Origin of the sequence: Variovorax paradoxus (assembly GCF_030815975.1) — a bacterium.
Lineage (GTDB): Bacteria > Pseudomonadota > Gammaproteobacteria > Burkholderiales > Burkholderiaceae_C > Variovorax > Variovorax paradoxus_N.
In genome coordinates, this window is record NZ_JAUSXL010000002.1 from 3,032,367 (window position 1) to 3,049,200 (window position 16,834).

Annotated in this window: 15 protein-coding genes; 5 read left to right on the forward strand and 10 right to left on the reverse strand. The window is 68.6% G+C overall.

The window, feature by feature from the left end; all coding sequences use genetic code 11:
- Positions 1 to 2 precede the first annotated feature (2 nt).
- The 5 genes from QFZ47_RS17955 (at position 3) to flgL (ending at position 8,720) form a co-directional block, all read left to right on the forward strand.
- On the forward strand, positions 3 to 1,724 hold the full coding sequence (locus QFZ47_RS17955; RefSeq protein ID WP_307656907.1) for a methyl-accepting chemotaxis protein: 1,722 nt from the start codon (positions 3 to 5) through the stop codon (positions 1,722 to 1,724).
- A gap of 18 nt (positions 1,725 to 1,742) precedes the next feature.
- Positions 1,743 to 3,785: a methyl-accepting chemotaxis protein gene (locus QFZ47_RS17960; protein WP_307656908.1), complete on the forward strand. Its 2,043-nt coding sequence runs from the start codon at positions 1,743 to 1,745 to the stop codon at positions 3,783 to 3,785.
- Between the two features lie 54 nt (positions 3,786 to 3,839).
- Positions 3,840 to 5,390 carry a methyl-accepting chemotaxis protein gene (locus QFZ47_RS17965; RefSeq protein WP_307656909.1) on the forward strand — a complete coding sequence of 517 codons (1,551 nt, stop codon included), beginning with the start codon at positions 3,840 to 3,842 and terminating at the stop codon, positions 5,388 to 5,390.
- Between the two features lie 123 nt (positions 5,391 to 5,513).
- On the forward strand, positions 5,514 to 7,472 hold the full coding sequence (gene flgK, locus QFZ47_RS17970) for a flagellar hook-associated protein FlgK (RefSeq protein ID WP_307656910.1): 1,959 nt from the start codon (positions 5,514 to 5,516) through the stop codon (positions 7,470 to 7,472).
- A gap of 36 nt (positions 7,473 to 7,508) precedes the next feature.
- Entirely contained in the window at positions 7,509 to 8,720 is a 1,212-nt protein-coding gene (flgL, locus tag QFZ47_RS17975) for a flagellar hook-associated protein FlgL (protein ID WP_307656911.1), read from the forward strand.
- A 9-nt stretch (positions 8,721 to 8,729) separates the two neighbouring features.
- On the opposite strand, the gene fliR is transcribed toward flgL, so the two are convergent.
- The 10 genes from fliR to fliI form a co-directional block, all read right to left on the reverse strand.
- A complete protein-coding gene (gene fliR / locus QFZ47_RS17980; protein WP_307658963.1) occupies positions 8,730 to 9,524 on the reverse strand; it encodes a flagellar biosynthetic protein FliR in 795 nt (264 codons plus the stop codon).
- A gap of 398 nt (positions 9,525 to 9,922) precedes the next feature.
- Entirely contained in the window at positions 9,923 to 10,192 is a 270-nt protein-coding gene (fliQ, locus tag QFZ47_RS17985; protein WP_015866953.1) for a flagellar biosynthesis protein FliQ, read from the reverse strand.
- A 9-nt stretch (positions 10,193 to 10,201) separates the two neighbouring features.
- Positions 10,202 to 10,963, reverse strand: a complete 762-nt coding sequence (gene fliP, locus QFZ47_RS17990; RefSeq protein ID WP_370880589.1) for a flagellar type III secretion system pore protein FliP — start codon at positions 10,961 to 10,963, stop codon at positions 10,202 to 10,204.
- Positions 10,960 to 11,448 (reverse strand): flagellar biosynthetic protein FliO, encoded by a 489-nt coding sequence (fliO, locus tag QFZ47_RS17995; RefSeq protein ID WP_307656912.1) that lies wholly within the window; start codon positions 11,446 to 11,448, stop codon positions 10,960 to 10,962. The genes fliP and fliO overlap by 4 nt, the downstream gene beginning before the upstream one ends.
- On the reverse strand, positions 11,445 to 11,900 hold the full coding sequence (gene fliN, locus QFZ47_RS18000; protein WP_307656913.1) for a flagellar motor switch protein FliN: 456 nt from the start codon (positions 11,898 to 11,900) through the stop codon (positions 11,445 to 11,447). Before fliN ends, fliO begins: the two co-directional genes overlap by 4 nt.
- Positions 11,893 to 12,900, reverse strand: a complete 1,008-nt coding sequence (gene fliM / locus QFZ47_RS18005; RefSeq protein ID WP_307656914.1) for a flagellar motor switch protein FliM — start codon at positions 12,898 to 12,900, stop codon at positions 11,893 to 11,895. The genes fliN and fliM overlap by 8 nt, the downstream gene beginning before the upstream one ends.
- A gap of 21 nt (positions 12,901 to 12,921) precedes the next feature.
- Positions 12,922 to 13,419 carry a flagellar basal body-associated protein FliL gene (gene fliL / locus QFZ47_RS18010; protein ID WP_307656915.1) on the reverse strand — a complete coding sequence of 166 codons (498 nt, stop codon included), beginning with the start codon at positions 13,417 to 13,419 and terminating at the stop codon, positions 12,922 to 12,924.
- A gap of 107 nt (positions 13,420 to 13,526) precedes the next feature.
- Complete coding sequence (locus QFZ47_RS18015; RefSeq protein ID WP_307656916.1) at positions 13,527 to 14,897, reverse strand: flagellar hook-length control protein FliK; 1,371 nt, start codon at positions 14,895 to 14,897, stop codon at positions 13,527 to 13,529.
- Between the two features lie 16 nt (positions 14,898 to 14,913).
- A complete protein-coding gene (gene fliJ / locus QFZ47_RS18020) occupies positions 14,914 to 15,369 on the reverse strand; it encodes a flagellar export protein FliJ (protein WP_307656917.1) in 456 nt (151 codons plus the stop codon).
- A 26-nt stretch (positions 15,370 to 15,395) separates the two neighbouring features.
- Complete coding sequence (fliI, locus tag QFZ47_RS18025; protein ID WP_307656918.1) at positions 15,396 to 16,832, reverse strand: flagellar protein export ATPase FliI; 1,437 nt, start codon at positions 16,830 to 16,832, stop codon at positions 15,396 to 15,398.
- Between the last annotated feature and the right edge of the window lie 2 nt (positions 16,833 to 16,834).

The window sequence follows — 16,834 nt, forward strand, 5'->3', positions numbered from 1 at the left end:
AAATGAAATGGTTCCTCGAGCTTCGTGTCGCCGCCAAGCTGGTTCTCAGCTTTCTCGTGGTCGCGGCGGTGGGCGCCGCGGTGGGCGGGCTCGGCATCTTTCACATGGGGCGCATCAACGCCTCGACTGAAAACCTCTACAGCCACGACCTGCGCGCGATCAAGGCCGTGCAGGCGGCCAACATCCACCTGCTCGACGCCAGCCGCGCCCAGATGGGCCTGCTGTCGGCTGGAACCAAGGGCGAGCGCAACACCGGCTTCACGGAGCTGAAGAACGCGGTGAAGTCGCTCGAATCGAACGTGGCCGAGGTCAAGCCCCTGCTCGAAGAGACGCCCGAGGGCCGCGAACTCAGCGAGCAGTACCAGCGCCTGATGCCGCCGCTGAAGAAGCATCTGTTCGATTTTGTCGACCTGATCGCCAGGCAGTCGCTGGACAGCTCGCAGTTCGAAGGCAGCGTGCCCCAGGAAAGCGAGCAGTTGCTGAAGGAATCGCGCGCGCTGGAGAAAGTGCTCCAGCGCATGGTGGCCTACAGCGACCAGCAGGCACGGGACGGCATGGAGGACGCCGCGCGCACCTTCAAGACCTCGCGGCTCCTGATGGTGCTGATGGCGCTGGCCGGCATTGCCATCAGCGTGGGGCTCGGCGTGGTGGTGGCACGGCTGCTGGCGCGGCAACTGGGCGGCGAGCCCGGCTACGCCGCCGATGTGGTCGGCCGCATCGCGAGCGGCGACCTGACCGAAGGCGTGCAGGCCCGCTCGGCCCGTGCCGGCAGCCTGCTGTTCTCGATCAAGCGCATGCAGGACCAGCTGACCGAGGTCGTGGTGCGGATCAAGACGTCGAGCGACGCGATCGCCACCGCCTCGGGCGAGATCGCCGCGGGCAACCAGGACCTGTCTTCGCGCACCGAGGAGCAGGCCAGCTCGCTGGAACAGACGGCCGCCTCGATGGAAGAACTCACGAGCACGGTCAAGCAGAACGCCGACAACGCGCGGCAAGCCAACCAGCTCGCGCTTTCGGCTTCCGAGGTGGCCGTGAAGGGCGGCAATGTCGTGGGCCAGGTGGTGGACACCATGGCCTCGATCAATGCGTCGTCCAAGAAGATCGTCGACATCATCGGCGTGATCGACGGCATCGCGTTCCAGACCAACATCCTGGCGCTCAACGCCGCTGTCGAGGCCGCAAGAGCCGGCGAGCAGGGCCGCGGCTTCGCGGTGGTGGCCTCCGAGGTGAGAAGCCTCGCGCAGCGCTCGGGCGCGGCCGCCAAGGAAATCAAGGGCCTGATCGATGACTCCGTGGGCAAGGTCAACACCGGCAGCCAACTGGTGGGCGAAGCCGGCAAGACCATGGCCGAGATCGTGGGCAGCGTGAAACGCGTGACCGACATCATCGGAGAGATCACGGCAGCGAGCCAGGAGCAGAGCACGGGCATCGAGCAGGTGAACCAGGCGATCGCGCAGATGGACCAGGTGACGCAGCAGAACGCGGCGCTGGTCGAAGAAGCCGCCGCCGCGGCGCAGTCGATGCAGGAGCAGGCCGCGAGCCTGGTCGGGGCCGTGAGCGTGTTCAGGCTCGAAGGCGGGGCGCCAGCCACCGACATGCATGCACCGCGCACGCCCGAAACGCCGGCCCGGCCGCTCGCGAAGCCACGCAAGAAGGAAGCCATGGCCTCCGCCTCGCCGCTGACGCTGGCCGGCGGCGCCGCCGGCGACTGGACCGAGTTCTGAACCAGAAGGAGAACCCTGATGAAAGCCCCCAGCCCGGACTCGTCCCAGCCACGGCACCCCTTCGTCCCGCTGGCGCGCACACTCACCCTCAGGGCCACCTTTGCGATTCTTCTGGTGACGGTGCTCCTGCTTGCGGCGTTCTATGCGATCGGCTCTGCGCAGCAGCAGCGCAGTGCCGTGCAATACGCCAATGCCAAGGCCGAAGCGATTGCCCAGTCGCTCGACATCTTCGACCGCACCATGCAGTTGACCGCGGAGAACGCGTACGGCGTCTTCCGGCGCCAGTTCGCGGCCAATTTTGTTGTCGAAGATGCGGTCCAAGGCATCGTGAGCAGCAACGGCACGCAGATCAATGGCGCGAGCACGAGCGAGGTGGATGCCTTTGCGCGGGATTTTCCCGGTGCCAACGCCACGGTGTTCGTGGTGCAGGGCGAAGACTTCCGCCGCATCACGACCTCGGTCAAGAAGGAGAACGGCGAGCGCGCCATCGGAACGCTGCTCGACCGCAAGAGCGCCGCGTATCCGGTGCTGCGCTCGGGCAGGAAATTCGTCGGCCGCGTCGCCCTGTTCGGACGCCCCTTCATGACGGTCTACGAGCCGGTGCGCGATGCCGCGGGACAGATCGTCGCCGTGCTCTACATCGGCCTGGACATCTCGCAGCAGCAGGCCTCCCTTGGCGAAGCGGTGGGCCAGAGCCGGATCTTCGACACGGGCGGGCTCTACATCGTCAACCCGGGTGCAGACCCGGCTGCCGCCACGCTGGTGTTCCATCCGTCGGCGGCCGGAAAGAAGCTCTCCGAGGTCCTGCAGGGCGCAGGTCCGGCAGAGTGGCTCGCCCGCCTGAAGGGCGAAGAGGCCTCGTGGATCGACGATGCGCCCGCGGTGCTCCTGCCGGCGCAGACGGGACGGCGCTATGCCTCCGTGAGCAGGAGCGATGCGACCGGCTGGCTGGTGGTGGCGGAAGTTCCCGCCTCGGAAGTGATGGCCGATCTCTACCGCGAGATGCGCCTGCTCGGCGGCGTCATTGCGCTGGCCGCGCTGCTGCTGGGCGCGGCGCTGATCGTCTTCATCCGGCGCATGGTGCGGCCGCTCCGCATGCTGAGCGAGCATGTGCAGGCGATCGGCCACGGCGACCTGACCCGGCCGCTGTCTTCCGATCGCCGCGACGAGATCGGTGTCATCACGCGGGCCGTCGAATCGATGCGCGGCGGCCTTGCCAAGGTGGTGAGCGGCGTGCGCCAGGGCACCGATGCGATCGCCACCGCCTCGGGCGAGATCGCCGCGGGCAACCAGGACCTGTCTTCGCGCACCGAGGAGCAGGCCAGCTCGCTGGAACAGACGGCCGCCTCGATGGAAGAACTCACGAGCACGGTCAAGCAGAACGCCGACAACGCGCGGCAAGCCAACCAGCTCGCGCTTTCGGCTTCCGAGGTGGCCGTGAAGGGCGGCAATGTCGTGGGCCAGGTGGTCGACACCATGGCCTCGATCAATGCGTCATCCAAGAAGATCGTCGACATCATCGGCGTGATCGACGGCATTGCGTTCCAGACCAACATCCTCGCGTTGAATGCGGCGGTGGAAGCTGCTCGTGCAGGTGAACAAGGCCGCGGCTTTGCGGTGGTGGCCTCCGAGGTGAGAAGCCTCGCGCAGCGCTCGGGCGCAGCCGCCAAGGAAATCAAGGGCCTGATCGATGACTCCGTGGGCAAGGTCAACACCGGCAGCCAACTGGTGGGCGAAGCCGGCAAGACCATGGCCGAGATCGTGGGCAGCGTGAAACGCGTGACCGACATCATCGGAGAGATCACGGCAGCGAGCCAGGAGCAGAGCACGGGCATCGAGCAGGTGAACCAGGCGATCGCGCAGATGGACCAGGTGACGCAGCAGAACGCGGCGCTGGTCGAAGAAGCCGCCGCCGCGGCGCAGTCGATGCAGGAGCAGGCCGCGAGCCTGGTCGAGGCCGTGAGCGTGTTCAAGCTCAACGGCCCGCCGCGCCAAGCCGCAACCGCCTTGCGGCAAACCAGTCCTGTCCATTACCACGCGCCCGAGGTGGCGCCGGCCTGAGGCCGCGCCCTTTCCGCTTCGCGCGCCTCCTTCACTTCCATTCGGTATTCAACGATGAACTTCCTTTCCAATATGCGCATCGGAACTCGCCTGGCCCTCGGCTTCGGCGTGGTTCTCGCCCTGACCCTGATCTCGGCCGCGTTCGCCCTGAACACAGCCCGAAGCAACGCCGAGGCCACCCGCCAGATGATGCAGAGCCCGCTCGCGAAGGAACGGCTCATCGCCGACTGGTACGTGCTGACCTACTCGGCCATCGCGCGCACCGCGATGATTGCCCGGACCACCGACGAGGCGCTTCCTGTCACCTTTGCCGATGTCATCTCCGACAGCGTCAAGAAGGGCGGCGAAACCATGGCCAAGGTCGAGGCCCTGCTGGTGACCGATCTCGAGAAGTCGACCTTCAAGTCCATCGTCGAGCTGCGGGCCAAATACCAGTCCGCCAAGGACGCCGTGCAGAAGGCGAAGGCCAGCGGCACCCCGGGCGAAGCGGAGGCCGTTTTCAAGAACACCTTCCAGCCGGCTGCCAAGGCCTATGAAGGCCGCGTGCTCGAACTGCTGGCCCTCGAGCGCAAGGCGATCGACGACATGAGCCATGCGATCGACGAGGCCAACGAGCGAGGCTTCAACCTGCGCGTCGTGCTGACGGCGCTCACGCTGCTGATCGGCACGGCCTGCGCCTTCCTGATCGCCCGCAGCGTCACGCGGCCCCTGGGCCGCGCGGTCAAGGTGGCCGAGACGGTGGCAGGCGGCGACCTCAGCGCCATCATCGAGGCCGGCTCGCGCGACGAGACCGGCCAGCTCATGCAGGCGCTCAAGCACATGAACGAGAGCCTGGCCAAGGTGGTGGGCGAAGTGCGCCAGGGCACCGACACGATCGCGACCGCTTCGGGGCAGATCGCGGCCGGCAACCGGGACTTGTCGGCGCGCACCGAGGAGCAGGCCAGCTCGCTCGAACAGACGGCGGCGTCGATGGAAGAACTCACATCCACGGTCAAGCAGAACGCCGACAACGCACGCCAGGCCAATCAGCTCGCGCTCTCGGCCTCCGAGGTGGCTGTGAAGGGCGGCGGCGTGGTGGGGCAGGTGGTCGACACCATGGCGTCGATCAATGCCTCTTCGAAAAAGATCGTCGACATCATCGGCGTGATCGACGGCATCGCCTTCCAGACCAACATCCTGGCGTTGAATGCGGCGGTCGAAGCGGCGCGTGCGGGCGAGCAGGGCCGCGGCTTCGCGGTGGTGGCCTCCGAGGTGAGAAACCTCGCGCAGCGCTCGGGCGCAGCCGCCAAGGAAATCAAGGGCCTGATCGATGACTCGGTCGACAAGGTCGAGGCCGGCAGCCGCCAGGTGGCCGAGGCGGGCCGCACGATGGACGAGATCGTCGACAGCGTGAAGCGCGTGACCGACATCATGGGCGAGATCACGGCCGCCAGCCAGGAGCAGAGCACGGGCATCGAGCAGGTGAACCAGGCGATTGCGCAGATGGACCAGGTGACGCAGCAGAACGCGGCGCTGGTGGAAGAGGCCGCGGCCGCGGCGCAGTCGATGCAGGAGCAGGCCGCCAGCCTGGTGGAGTCGGTCAGCGTCTTCCGGTGCGCCGCCTGAAAGTGCAACAAGCCGAAATGTCGCGCCGGCACTTCATTTTCCGCGCCGCCTGCCGATAGACAGGAAGCAGGCATCGCAAGCGATGCCTGGCGCCAACAAGAAACGTTTTACAGGTAAAGCCTCATGTCGATGTTCCAAACGGGCCTGTCCGGCCTGAGCGTCGCGCGAACCGCGCTCATGACCACGGCCCACAACACGGCCAATGTGTACACCGCCGGCTACAGCCGGCAGACCGCGCTGGTCTCCTCGAACGGCGGCACGATGACCGGCGCAGGGTTCATCGGGAGCGGCGCGCGCGTCACCACGGTGCAGCGCAGCTACGACAGCTATCTCACGGCCCAGCTCAACGGCGCCGAAGCCGCGGGCGCGGCGCTCGCCAGCTACGGTTCGCAGATCAACCGCATCGACTCGCTGCTGGCCGACAAGACCGCGGGCCTCACGCCGTTGATGCAGAGCTTCTTCGCCAGCGTGCAGGGCGTGGCCAACACGCCGGCCGATCCGGCCGCGCGCCAGCAGCTCATCAGCGCGGCGCAGACGATGGCCAACAAATTCCGCTCCACCGACCAGTACCTCACGGACCTGAACAGCTCGGTCAACGACCAGATCGAAGGCAGCGCCGCGCAGATCAACACCTATGCCACTCAGATCGCGAGCCTGAACCAGCAGATCAGCCAGCTTGGCGCCATGGCCGGCGGCCAGCCGCCCAACGACCTGATGGACCAGCGCGACCAGCTGGTGAGCGAACTCGGCAAGATCGTCGAAGTGAAGGTGCTGGCGCAGGACAGCGGCCAGTACAACGTCTTCATCGGCAACGGGCAGACGCTGGTGCTGGGTGACCGGGCCGCGAAGCTGCAGGCCGTTGCGTCCGCCGCGGACCCCACGCGCAAGGCGGTGGCGCTGGTCGGCCTCACCGGCACGGTGTCCGAGCTCAAGGACAACGTGCTCACCGGCGGATCGCTGGGCGGGCTGCTGGCCTTCCGCGCCGAAACGCTCACCAGCGCGCAGAACGCCATCGGCCGCCTGGCCATGGCGCTGGGCAGCGAGTTCAACGACCAGCACAAGCTCGGCGTCGACCTGAACGGCGTGCTGGGCACCGACTTCTTCTCGCAAGCCGTTCCGGGCGTGTTTTCCAACGCCCGCAACGCGGGCGACATGGTGCTGGGCGCCAGCGTGGACGACACCTCGCAGCTCACGACCAGCGACTATTCGGTGCAGGTGAAGGACGTGGCGGGCACGCTCACGTACAGCGTCACGCGGCTGTCCGACAAACAGTCGATGGGCGACTTCACCACCTTTCCCGCCAGCTTCGACGGCGTGAGCCTGTCGGTGGCCAGCGGCACCGCGCAGGCCGGCGATTCCTTCCTGGTGCAGCCGACGCGCACCGGCGCGCGCGACATGGACGTGCTGGTGCACGACACGGCCAAGGTGGCCGCCGCGTCGCCGCTGGTCACGGGCAAGACAGTGGGCAACAAGGGCACCGGCGCCCTGAGCCCGGCCGTCGTCGATGCGGCCTACCTGGCCGCCCCGCTGGCCGCGACGGTCACGCTCGCCTACGACGCCGCGGCCAACACCCTGTCGGGCTTTCCGGCCGCGTCCGCAGTCACGGTGACGCTGGCCGACGGTACCTCCACCAACTATCCGGCCGGCACGGCCGTGCCCTACACCGCCGGCGCTGCCATTCGCTTCGACGGCATCGAGGTCAAGCTCGGCGGAGCGCCAGCCGATGGCGACACCTTCACCATCGGCAAGAACGCGGGCGGCGTGTCCGACGGCAGCAACGCGCTGCTGCTCGGCGCGCTGCAGCGCAGGACCGCGATGGACGGCGGCACCTCCACCTTCAACGGCGCCTTCGCCAAGCTGGTGAGCGAGGTGGGCAACCGCGCCATGGAAATCCGCGTGGCTTCGGCCACCCAGGAAAGCGTGACGGGCCAGATCCGCGCAAGCCGCGATTCGATCTCGGGCGTGAACCAGGACGAGGAAACCGCCAACCTGCTGATGTACCAGCAGATGTACCAGGCCAATGCCAAGGTGATCCAGACCGCATCGACCATGTTCGACGCGATCCTCGGCATCCACGGCTGAGCCGGCCGTCCTTAAAGAAGAACCTACGGAGTCGCGATGCGCATCAGCACCCAATCCTTCTACGCCCAGAGCATGAGTGCGCTGGGTTCGCAGCAGCAGCAGCTGTTCCGCGTTCAGCAGCAGCTCGCCGCGGGCACCAAGTTTCTGACGGCCGCCGACGATCCGGTGGCCGCCGCGCGCGCGCTGGGCGTGAGCCAGTCGATGGCGGAGTCGGCGCAGTACGCCACCAGCCGCAGCCGCGCGATGCTCTCGCTCTCGCAGGAGGAGACCGCGCTGAAGTCGGCCACCTCGATCATGCAGAACATGAAGACGCTCGCGGTGCAGGCGGGCAACGGCACGCTGTCGGATGCCGACCGCGCCTCGCTGGCCACCACGCTGCAGGGCAACCTGGACCAGCTCGTGAACGTGGCCAATGCCGACGACGGCAACGGCCAGTTCCTGTTCGCGGGATTCAAGAGCGCCAGCCAGCCCTTCGTGGCCGCGGCCGGCGGCGGCATCCAGTACATGGGCGACCAGGGCCAGCGGCTGATGCAGATCGACGTGTCGCGCCAGATGTCGACCACGGACGACGGGCGCAGCGTGTTCCAGTCGGTGCAGGGCGGTGCGGGCTACGTGAGCTCGGCGGGCGCCGGCAACACCGGCTCCGGCGTTTTCGGTGCCGTGGGCGTGACCGACGCGAGTGCGGCCAACTACGGCAAGGACTTCACGATCAGCTTCAGCGGCGGCAACTACACGGTGGCCACGCAGGACACGCCGCCCGTGGTGGCCGCATCCGGCGCCTACGCGCCCGGCGCCGCCATCTCGTTCGGCGGCCTGCAGATCACGATGAGCGGGGCGCCCGCCGATGGCGACACCTTCCAGGTGGCCACGGCGCGCAATGCGGGCACCGACGTATTCGCCGCCATCGGCGAGCTGGTCGCGGCGCTCAAGCAGCCGCTGGCCGGCAGCGGCGACGCGGCGCAGGCCGATCTGCTCAACGCGCTGAGCACCTTCAACGTCAAGATCACCCATGCGCACGACAACGTGCTCACGGTCATGTCGTCGATCGGTTCGCGCATGAACGAGATCGACGCGCTCGACACCAGCGGCGCCTCGCGCGGACTGACCGACAAGGCTTACCTCTCGGAGCTGGTGGACCTGGACCCGGCCAGCGCCATCTCGGAATACCTGCAGCGCGAAACCTCGCTCAAGGCCACCCAGCAGACCTTTGCGCGGCTGCACAGCATTGCGCTGTTCAACTACCTGTGATGCAAGGGCTCAGGGCCGCAGGGCCTGGGCCAGCTGGAGCAGCGAAGACAGCCCCGCGGCAAAGCGCGGCTCGAGAAAGGCGCCGAGCTGCGGCATCAGCAGCTGCAGCATGCCGATGCCCGCCAGCAGCGTCAGCGGAAAGCCCACCGCAAAGATGCTGAACTGCGGCGAGGCCCGGTTCAGGATGCCCATGGCCAGGTTGAGCGTGAGCAGCGCGGTCACCAGCGGCAGCGCCAGCATCAGTCCGTTGGCGAAGATCCGGCCGCCCCCGGACACCAGCAGCATCCAGCCCTGCGCGGCCAGCGGCGCATCGGCGATGGGCAGCGTGTGAAAGCTCTCGGCCAGTGCGGCAATCATCAGCAGGTGGCCATCCACCGCCAGAAAAAGAAGAATGGCCAGCATGTGCATGAGCCGCGCGACGACCATGGTGGCGCCGCCGGCCATGGGGTCGAAGAAGGACGCGAACGACAGGCCCATCTGCAGCCCGATGTATTCGCCGGCGGCCAGCACGGCCGCGAACACCATGCGCATGGTGAAGCCGATGGCGCCGCCGATGAGCACCTGCTGCACGAGAATCCACACGCCGCCCGCGGAGACCACGGGCACCGCGGGCATCGACCCGAGCGTCGGCGCAATGGCCACGGCCAGCAGCGCGGCAATGCCCACTTTGGTCTGGCGCGCGACGCCGGGTTCGCCGAACACCGGCGCGGTGCTGACCAGCGCCAGCATGCGCACGAACGGCCACAGGAAGGCCGTGAGCCAGGCGGTCAGCTCCGCCGACGTGACGGAGAAGATGGAAGGCATGTCAGGCTCTGCGGAGCTGCCGTTCTTGGCGCTGTGGTTCTTGGCGCTCTTGTTCAGGGCGCTGTTGTCCGGGGTGCCGTCGTTCAGGGCGCCGTTGTTCAGGGCGCGTGCACAGGCCACCGGGTACTCCCCTCCGCGAATGTCCCCCGGCCTGCGGCCTCCTCCTTGATTTCGCTGCGGGGAGCACCCGATGCCCTGTGCACCTGGGCACGCTCTGGGTGCACAGCTGATCAACGACCGCTCTGTCCAACGCTCCCGTCGATGGGGTGCCTTGCGCAGCGAAATAAAGGAGGAGCCGAAGGCGGGGGACATTCGCGGAGCAAGGTACCCCGTCGGCGGGAGCGCGCCCTGAATGGCAGCGCTCCGAACCGCGACGAACAGAAAAGCACGGTTTCATCCTAAGCGACCAGCTGCGGAATGCTCGAGAACAGCGTGCGGATGTAGTCGAGCATCTGCGCCAGCATCCAGGGGCCGGCGAGCACCAGCACCGCGAACACCGCCAGCAGCTTGGGAATGAAGGACAGCGTGGCCTCGTTGATCTGCGTGGCGGCCTGGAAGATGCTGATGACCAGGCCCACCACCAGCGCCACCAGCAGCATCGGCGCGCCCAGCAGCAGCGAGACGTGGATGGCCTGGCTGCCCAGGGACATGACGGATTCGGGTGTCATTGCGCGCCTCTAAAGATAAAAGCTCTGGGCCAGTGCGCCGATCAGCAGCTGCCAGCCGTCGGCCATGACGAACAGCATCAGCTTGAAGGGCAGCGCGATGGAGGCGGGTGGCACCATCATCATGCCCATCGACATGAGCACGCTGGCCACCACCAGGTCGATGATCAGGAACGGGATGAAGATGGTGAAGCCGATCTGGAACGCGGTCTTCAGCTCGCTGATCACGAAGGAGGGCAGCAGGATGCGCAGCGGCACTTCTTCCGGCCCCTGCATGTCGGGGATCTTCGCGAGCCTGGCGAACAGGGCCAGGTCGTTCTCGCGCGTCTGCTTCAGCATGAAGGACTTGAACGGCGCAATGCCTTTCTCGAGCGCCTTCTCGGCCGTGATCTTGTTTTCGGAGAAGGGCTTGTAGGCCTCGTCGTGGACCTTGTCGAACACCGGCGACATCACGAAGAAGGTCAGGAACAGCGACAGGCCCACCAGGATCTGGTTGGGCGGCGACGACTGCGTGCCGATGGCCGTGCGCAGCAGGCCCAGCACGATGAGGATGCGCGTGAAGCTCGTCATGCTCAGCAGCAGCGCCGGCAGGAAGCTGAGCGAGGTCAGCATCACCAGCGTCTGCACGCTGAGCGACCAGGTCTGGCTGCCGCCCGGGCCGGGCGTGCTGGTGAGGCCGGGCAGGCCCTGCGTCCACGCCACCGCCGGCAGCGCCAGGGCGAGCAGCATCAGCACGACGCCGCGAAGGCTTCGTTGGCGGGCGGTGCGCATCATGGGTTCGGCCGCTGCCCCAGGCCGAGCGAGTCGCGCAGCTTCTGCGCGAACAGGCCGGCCGCGCCGGCCAGGCGGGCGTCGGGCGTTCCGCTTTCCATCGGCGTCACTGGCATCGCCTGCGCCGGCAGCGAATGCAGCGCATTGACCTGGCTGGCCGTGACGCCGAGCACCAGCCAGGTGCTGCCAACTTCGACCACGACCACGCGCTCGCGCTGGCCGACCAGGGTGCTGGAGACCACCTTCACGAACTGGCCGCCGCCCAGGCGCTGCAGGCCGAAGCGGCGGGCCGCCCAGGCGCACAGGAAGATCAGGCCCAGCACCGCGAACATGCCGAAGCCGGCCTGCAGCAGGCTGGAGGCGCCGACTGCCGGCGCTGCCTCGGCGGGCGTGGGCACCGTCGGGAGCGCCGCCTGGGCCGCAAGGCCGCAGGCCGCGGCCGCGATCGAAGCCGCGGCCTGCCGCAGCCGCCTGGCAAAGGGGCTCATGACCGGCCGAGCTTCTGCATGCGCTCGGAGGGCGTGACGATGTCGGTCAGGCGGATGCCGTACTTCTCGTTGACCACCACCACTTCGCCCTGCGCGATCAGGTAGCCGTTGATCAGCACGTCGAGCGGCTGGCCGGCCAGGCCGTCGAGTTCCACCACCGAGCCCTGCGAGAGTTGCAGCAGGCTCTTGATGGTGATGCGGGTGCGGCCGAGCTCGGCCGTCAGCTGCACCGGCACGTCGAGGATGCGCTCCACGTCCACGGGCGAGCCGGCGGCGGGCGCCATGGCCTGCAGCGGCTGGAACACGCGGCTGCCCGCAGGGGCGGCCGCAGGCGCGGGTGCGGGAGCGAACGCCGGGGCGGGCGCGGGTGCGGGCGCGGACGCGGCGGTCTGCTCGGCCAGCGCGCTGGCCCAGTCGTCCGCATCGCTGGTGGATGGGGTGTTGTCAGTCATGGTCGTTCTTCGGATCGCTGTTGTCTTGGTGGGAGATCATCTGCAGCACGCGCAGGGCATAGCGCTCGTTCGAAACGCCGTAGCCGCACTCCATCACCGGAATGCCGTCCACGCGCGCGGTGATCGATGTGGGAAGCTCGATGGGCAGCACGTCGCCCGCCTGCAGCTTGAGCACCTCGCCAATGGTCGAGGGCAGCGTGACGAACTCGGCGCTGAGCTCCACGTCGGCGCTTTGCATCTGCTGCGACATCTGGCGCACCCAGCGCTTGTCGACCTCGATCTCGTCCTGCACCGGGTTGGACAGCAGGTCGCGGATCGGCTCGATCATCGAATAGGGAATGCACACGTGCAGGAAGCCGCCCACCGGGCCGAACTCGATCTGCAGCGTGGTGTTGATCACCACCTCGTTGGGCGCGACGATGTTGGCGAGCTTGCCGTGCATCTCGGCGCGCACGTAGTCGAAGCTCAGCGGGAATACCGGCTGCCAGGCGTCGGCATAGCACTGCAGCGTGAGGTTCAGCAGCCGCTTGATGATGCGCTGCTCGGTGCGCGTGAAGTCGCGCCCCTCGACGCGCACGTGGTAGCGCCCGTCGCTGCCGAACAGGTTGTCGACCACCAGGAACACCAGCTTCGGATCGAACACGAACAGCGCCGTGCCGCGCAGCGGCTTCATGTGCAGCATGTTGATGTTGGCCGGCACCGGCAGGTGGCGCACGAATTCGCCGTACTGCTGGATGTGCACCGGCCCGACCGAGATGTCGGGGCTGCGGCGCATGAAGTTCAGCAGCGAGCTGCGCAGGTGCCGGGCAAAGCGCTCGTTGATGACCTCCAGTGTGTGCATGCGGCTGCGCACCACGCGGTCGGGCGCGCCCAGGTCGTACACCGGCAGGCCGTCCGTGCGCGCGGCGGCGCCGCCATCGCTCTGCTCGGGCGCGCCGCCGGTGACGCCCTGCAGCAGCGCGTCGACCTCGTCCTGGGAGAGCACTTGTTCATAGGCCATGGATCGGCGGTCCGGAAATGGTTACTGCACCACGAAGGTACTGAACGAGACGCTGGCGATCTCCTGCGGCGGCAGGCCGGCGCCCAGGGGGCGGCTCAGCTCGGCGCGGATCTCCTCGGCCAGCCGGGCCTTGTCTTCGGTCGTCACCAGCGACTCGGGCGGGCGGTTCGACAGCAGCAGCAGCACCCGGCTGCGGATCTCGGGCATGAATTCGACGATGCGGGCCTTGGCCTGTTCGTCGCGCACCTTGAGGGCCATGCCCACGTGCAGAAAGCGTCCGCGGCCTTCGGACTGCACGTTCACGGTCAGCGGTTCGAGGGTCACGAAGATCGGCTTTTCCGGCACCGGCGCGGCCGGCGCGGCGGGCCCGGACGGCGTGCGCTGGCGCATCAGGAAATAGCCGCCGGCGGCCAGCGCCCCGGCCAGCGCGACGATCAGGAGCACGATCCACAGCTTCGATGAACGCGCGGGGGAAGAAGAAGGAATGGGGGCGGGTGCGACAGGAGGACTGGTAGCCATATGAGAGCTGCGAAGCGATTCGGTTTCGGACTATTCTTTGCCAGGTGCCGGGCAAGCGAAGGGCTGATCAAGCGCGGGAAAAGGCCTCAGATCCCGCGTTCGTCGTCTCATGCGAAGGTGTCGACGCCGGCACTGGGCCTGCGAAGCGCCACGGTTGGCAGCGTGTCGTGCGGCGGCTGGGCGGTGGCAATGGCCTGCGCGCGGACCGCCGCCGGGTAGTCGGCCTGCCGCGGCGATGCCTGCTGCTGGGGCTGCTGGCCGAAGCCGCCGCCCTGTCCGGGCGAAGGATGCGCCTCAGCGCCGACCGAAGCCTGGCCCAGGCTGATGCCCTGGTCGGCAAGGCTGGCGCGCAATTGCGGCAGCGCCACCTCGAGCGCCTTGCGCACGCTTTCGTGGGCCGAGGCGAACATCGCCTGCGCCTGGTTGTCGCCCATGGTGAGCGTGACCTTGAGCGGGCCGAGGCCGGCCGGGTTCAGGTTCAGTTCGGCCACCTGGTAGCCCGCCGCGGTCATGCGCAGCACCTGGTGGCCGATGGCCTTGCCCCACGCGGCCGAGCCGACGGACGGCTCCACGCTGAGGATGGGCGTGTGCGGCGAGGCCGCAGGCACGTTCGTGCGCGCGGCGGCGGCTGCGGCCGGCGTGAACGGCATCGATGCCGGCACGCTGGTGGAGGCGGGCGCTGCGTCGGATGCGGCGGCCGCCAGGTCGGTCTTGTCGGCGGAGATCATGGCGGTGGCCGGTGCGGCTGCAGAGTCGTCATCGGCGGAGAGGGAGGCGGCGGATGCGCCGCGTGCTTCGGTGATGGCCGCTGCGGGAGCCGCGGCCGTGCCGGTTGCGGCTTCGGGCGCTGCTGCGTCCGCGGCCGGGGTTGCGGTCGTGCCCGTGCCCGCGGTGGCCGGTGGCGGCGCCGCGGCGGCGGCCTGCGCAGCGGCGCCGCTGGCGCGGGTTGCATGCTGCGGCTGTGCGGCGTCGGTGGCCGTGGCCTGGGGGGCGCCGTGTGCCGGCTTCGCCTGCGCGGAGCTTTCGCTTTCGGTATCTGCAGCGACGGCCGTCTCGCCTGCCGCGGCGTCCGCGGAATCCCTGGCCAGGGCGTCCACCGGCGCGTCGCCCGGCACCAGCGCCTGGATGCCGTCCGGCGCCGAGGCCGCCGCGGGCGCGCCGGCGGCAAGCGCAGCGGTGGCCGCAGCGGATGGCGCCACCATGGGCGCGAAAAAGGACAGGGGCAACAGCTCGGCGGGAAGCTCGTCCTTGCGATCGCCGGCGCGCGAGGCTTTTCGGCGGTGCGTGGTTGCCAGCACGGACGATTCGGCGTCTTCCGGCGCCTGCGCTGCGCCCGCGTTGCGCGAGCGGCTCAGCGCCGCATCGAAGCTGCGGCCGCCGGGCTCCTCGGCGTTGCGGCCGCGTGCACCGGAGGCCGCGGAAGAGGCCGCGGAGCCAGCCGCGTTCGGGCTGAAGGAAGGGGCAATGGAGGAAGGCATGGCGGTTGCGGATGCGTCAGGGTGTCGGTTGGGAGGCGCGGTCGAAGAACTTGCGTGCCGTGCGTTCGTCGCTGTCGCGCTGCTCGCGCCGCGCGCCGAGCACCAGCTCCTGACGCCGCGCGCGTTCGGCCAGTGCGTCGAAGGAATTGAGGCGCCGCTTGTGCTGCTGCCATTCGCTGCGGCCATGGTCGAGCCGGCTGGCCGCCTGCGCGGCGATGGCCTGCTGCTGCTTGATGGCGCCGTCGAGCGTGCCGAGGAAGTTGCGGTAGTTGTGCCACTGGGCCGAGGGCAGGCCGTTCTGCATCAGCACCTGCAGCTGGTCGCTGTAGTCCTGCCGGTATTGCAGCAGCAGCTCCAGCTTCTGGTGGGCGCCGACTTGCGCGTTCTGCAGCAGGCCGAGCTGCCGCGCCGCATCGTCGGCCTTGGTGCGGGCCAGGTCGGTGAGCGTGTCGAGCGGAAGTTTGTGCGGCATGGCAACTCCTGTTGAAGGGGAATGGATCAGGCGGATTCGAAGAGGCTGCCCATGCGCTCGATCGACGCGGCGTAGTCGCAGCGCTCGTGCATCGATTGCTGCAGGAAGGCTTCGATGCGCGGATAGAGCGCAATGGCCTGGTCGAGCTGCGGATCGTGGCCGGCCGCATAGGCGCCGACACTGATCAGGTCGCGGTTGCGCTGGTAGCGCGAGAGCGCCTGCTTGAAGCGGCGCACGGTGTCGAACTGCGAAGGCTCGATCAGCGCCGTCATCGCGCGGCTGATGGAGGCCTCGATGTCGATTGCCGGATAGTGGCCGGCCTCGGCCAGCGTGCGCGACAGCACCACGTGGCCGTCGAGAATGGCGCGCGCCGAATCGGCGATCGGGTCCTGCTGGTCGTCGCCTTCGGACAGCACGGTGTAGAAGGCCGTGATCGAGCCGCCGCGGCCATTGGCATCGCGCGCGCCGTTGCCGGCCCGCTCCACCAGCGCGGGCAGCTTGGCGAACACCGAGGGCGGATAGCCCTTGGTGGCCGGCGGCTCGCCCACGGCCAGCGCGATCTCGCGCTGCGCCATGGCATAGCGCGTGAGCGAATCCATGATCAGCAGCACGTCGCGGCCCTGGTCGCGAAAGTACTCGGCCAGGCAGGTGGCATAGGCCGCGCCCTGCAGCCGCATCAGTGGCGAGTTGTCGGCCGGCGCGGCCACCACCACCGAGCGGGCCAGGCCTTCCTCGCCCAGCGTGTTCTCGATGAAGTCCTTGACCTCGCGGCCGCGTTCGCCGATCAGGCCGACCACGATGACCTCGGCGCTGGTGTAGCGCGCCATCATGCCCAGCAGCACGCTCTTGCCCACTCCCGAGCCCGCGAACAGGCCCATGCGCTGGCCGCGGCCCACCGTGAGCATGGCGTTGATGGCGCGCACGCCCACGTCGAGCACCGAATCGATCGGCGCACGCGCGAGCGGATTGATCGGCGGCGCAGCCAGCGGCACCCTGCGGCTGACCTCGAGCGGACCGAGTCCGTCGAGCGGCCGTCCGGCGGCATCGACCACGCGGCCCAGCATGCCTTCGCCCACCGGCAGGCGCTTGGTGTGCGCATCGCCGGAAGCGCCGCCCGCGGACAGTGCGGGGCCTGGCCGCGCGAACACGCGCGCACCGGGCAGCAGGCCGGCCACTTCGCTTTGCGGCATCAGGAACAGGCGGTCGCCGGCAAAGCCGACCACTTCGGCCTCGGCATGGCGCTGCGGATAGCCGGGCGGCAGTTCGATCAGGCAGTCGCTGCCGACCGGCAGCTGCAGGCCCACGGCCTCCAGCACCAGGCCGACGGCGCGCGTCAGGCGGCCCGAGGTGGCGATGGCCGTGCACAGGCCGACGTCGCTGCGCGCCTGCGCGAGCGTGCCGAGCCAGGACTGCAGGTGCGGGTTGATGGCGTTGGGCGCAGCGGTGTTGGCGGCGGCTGGCATGG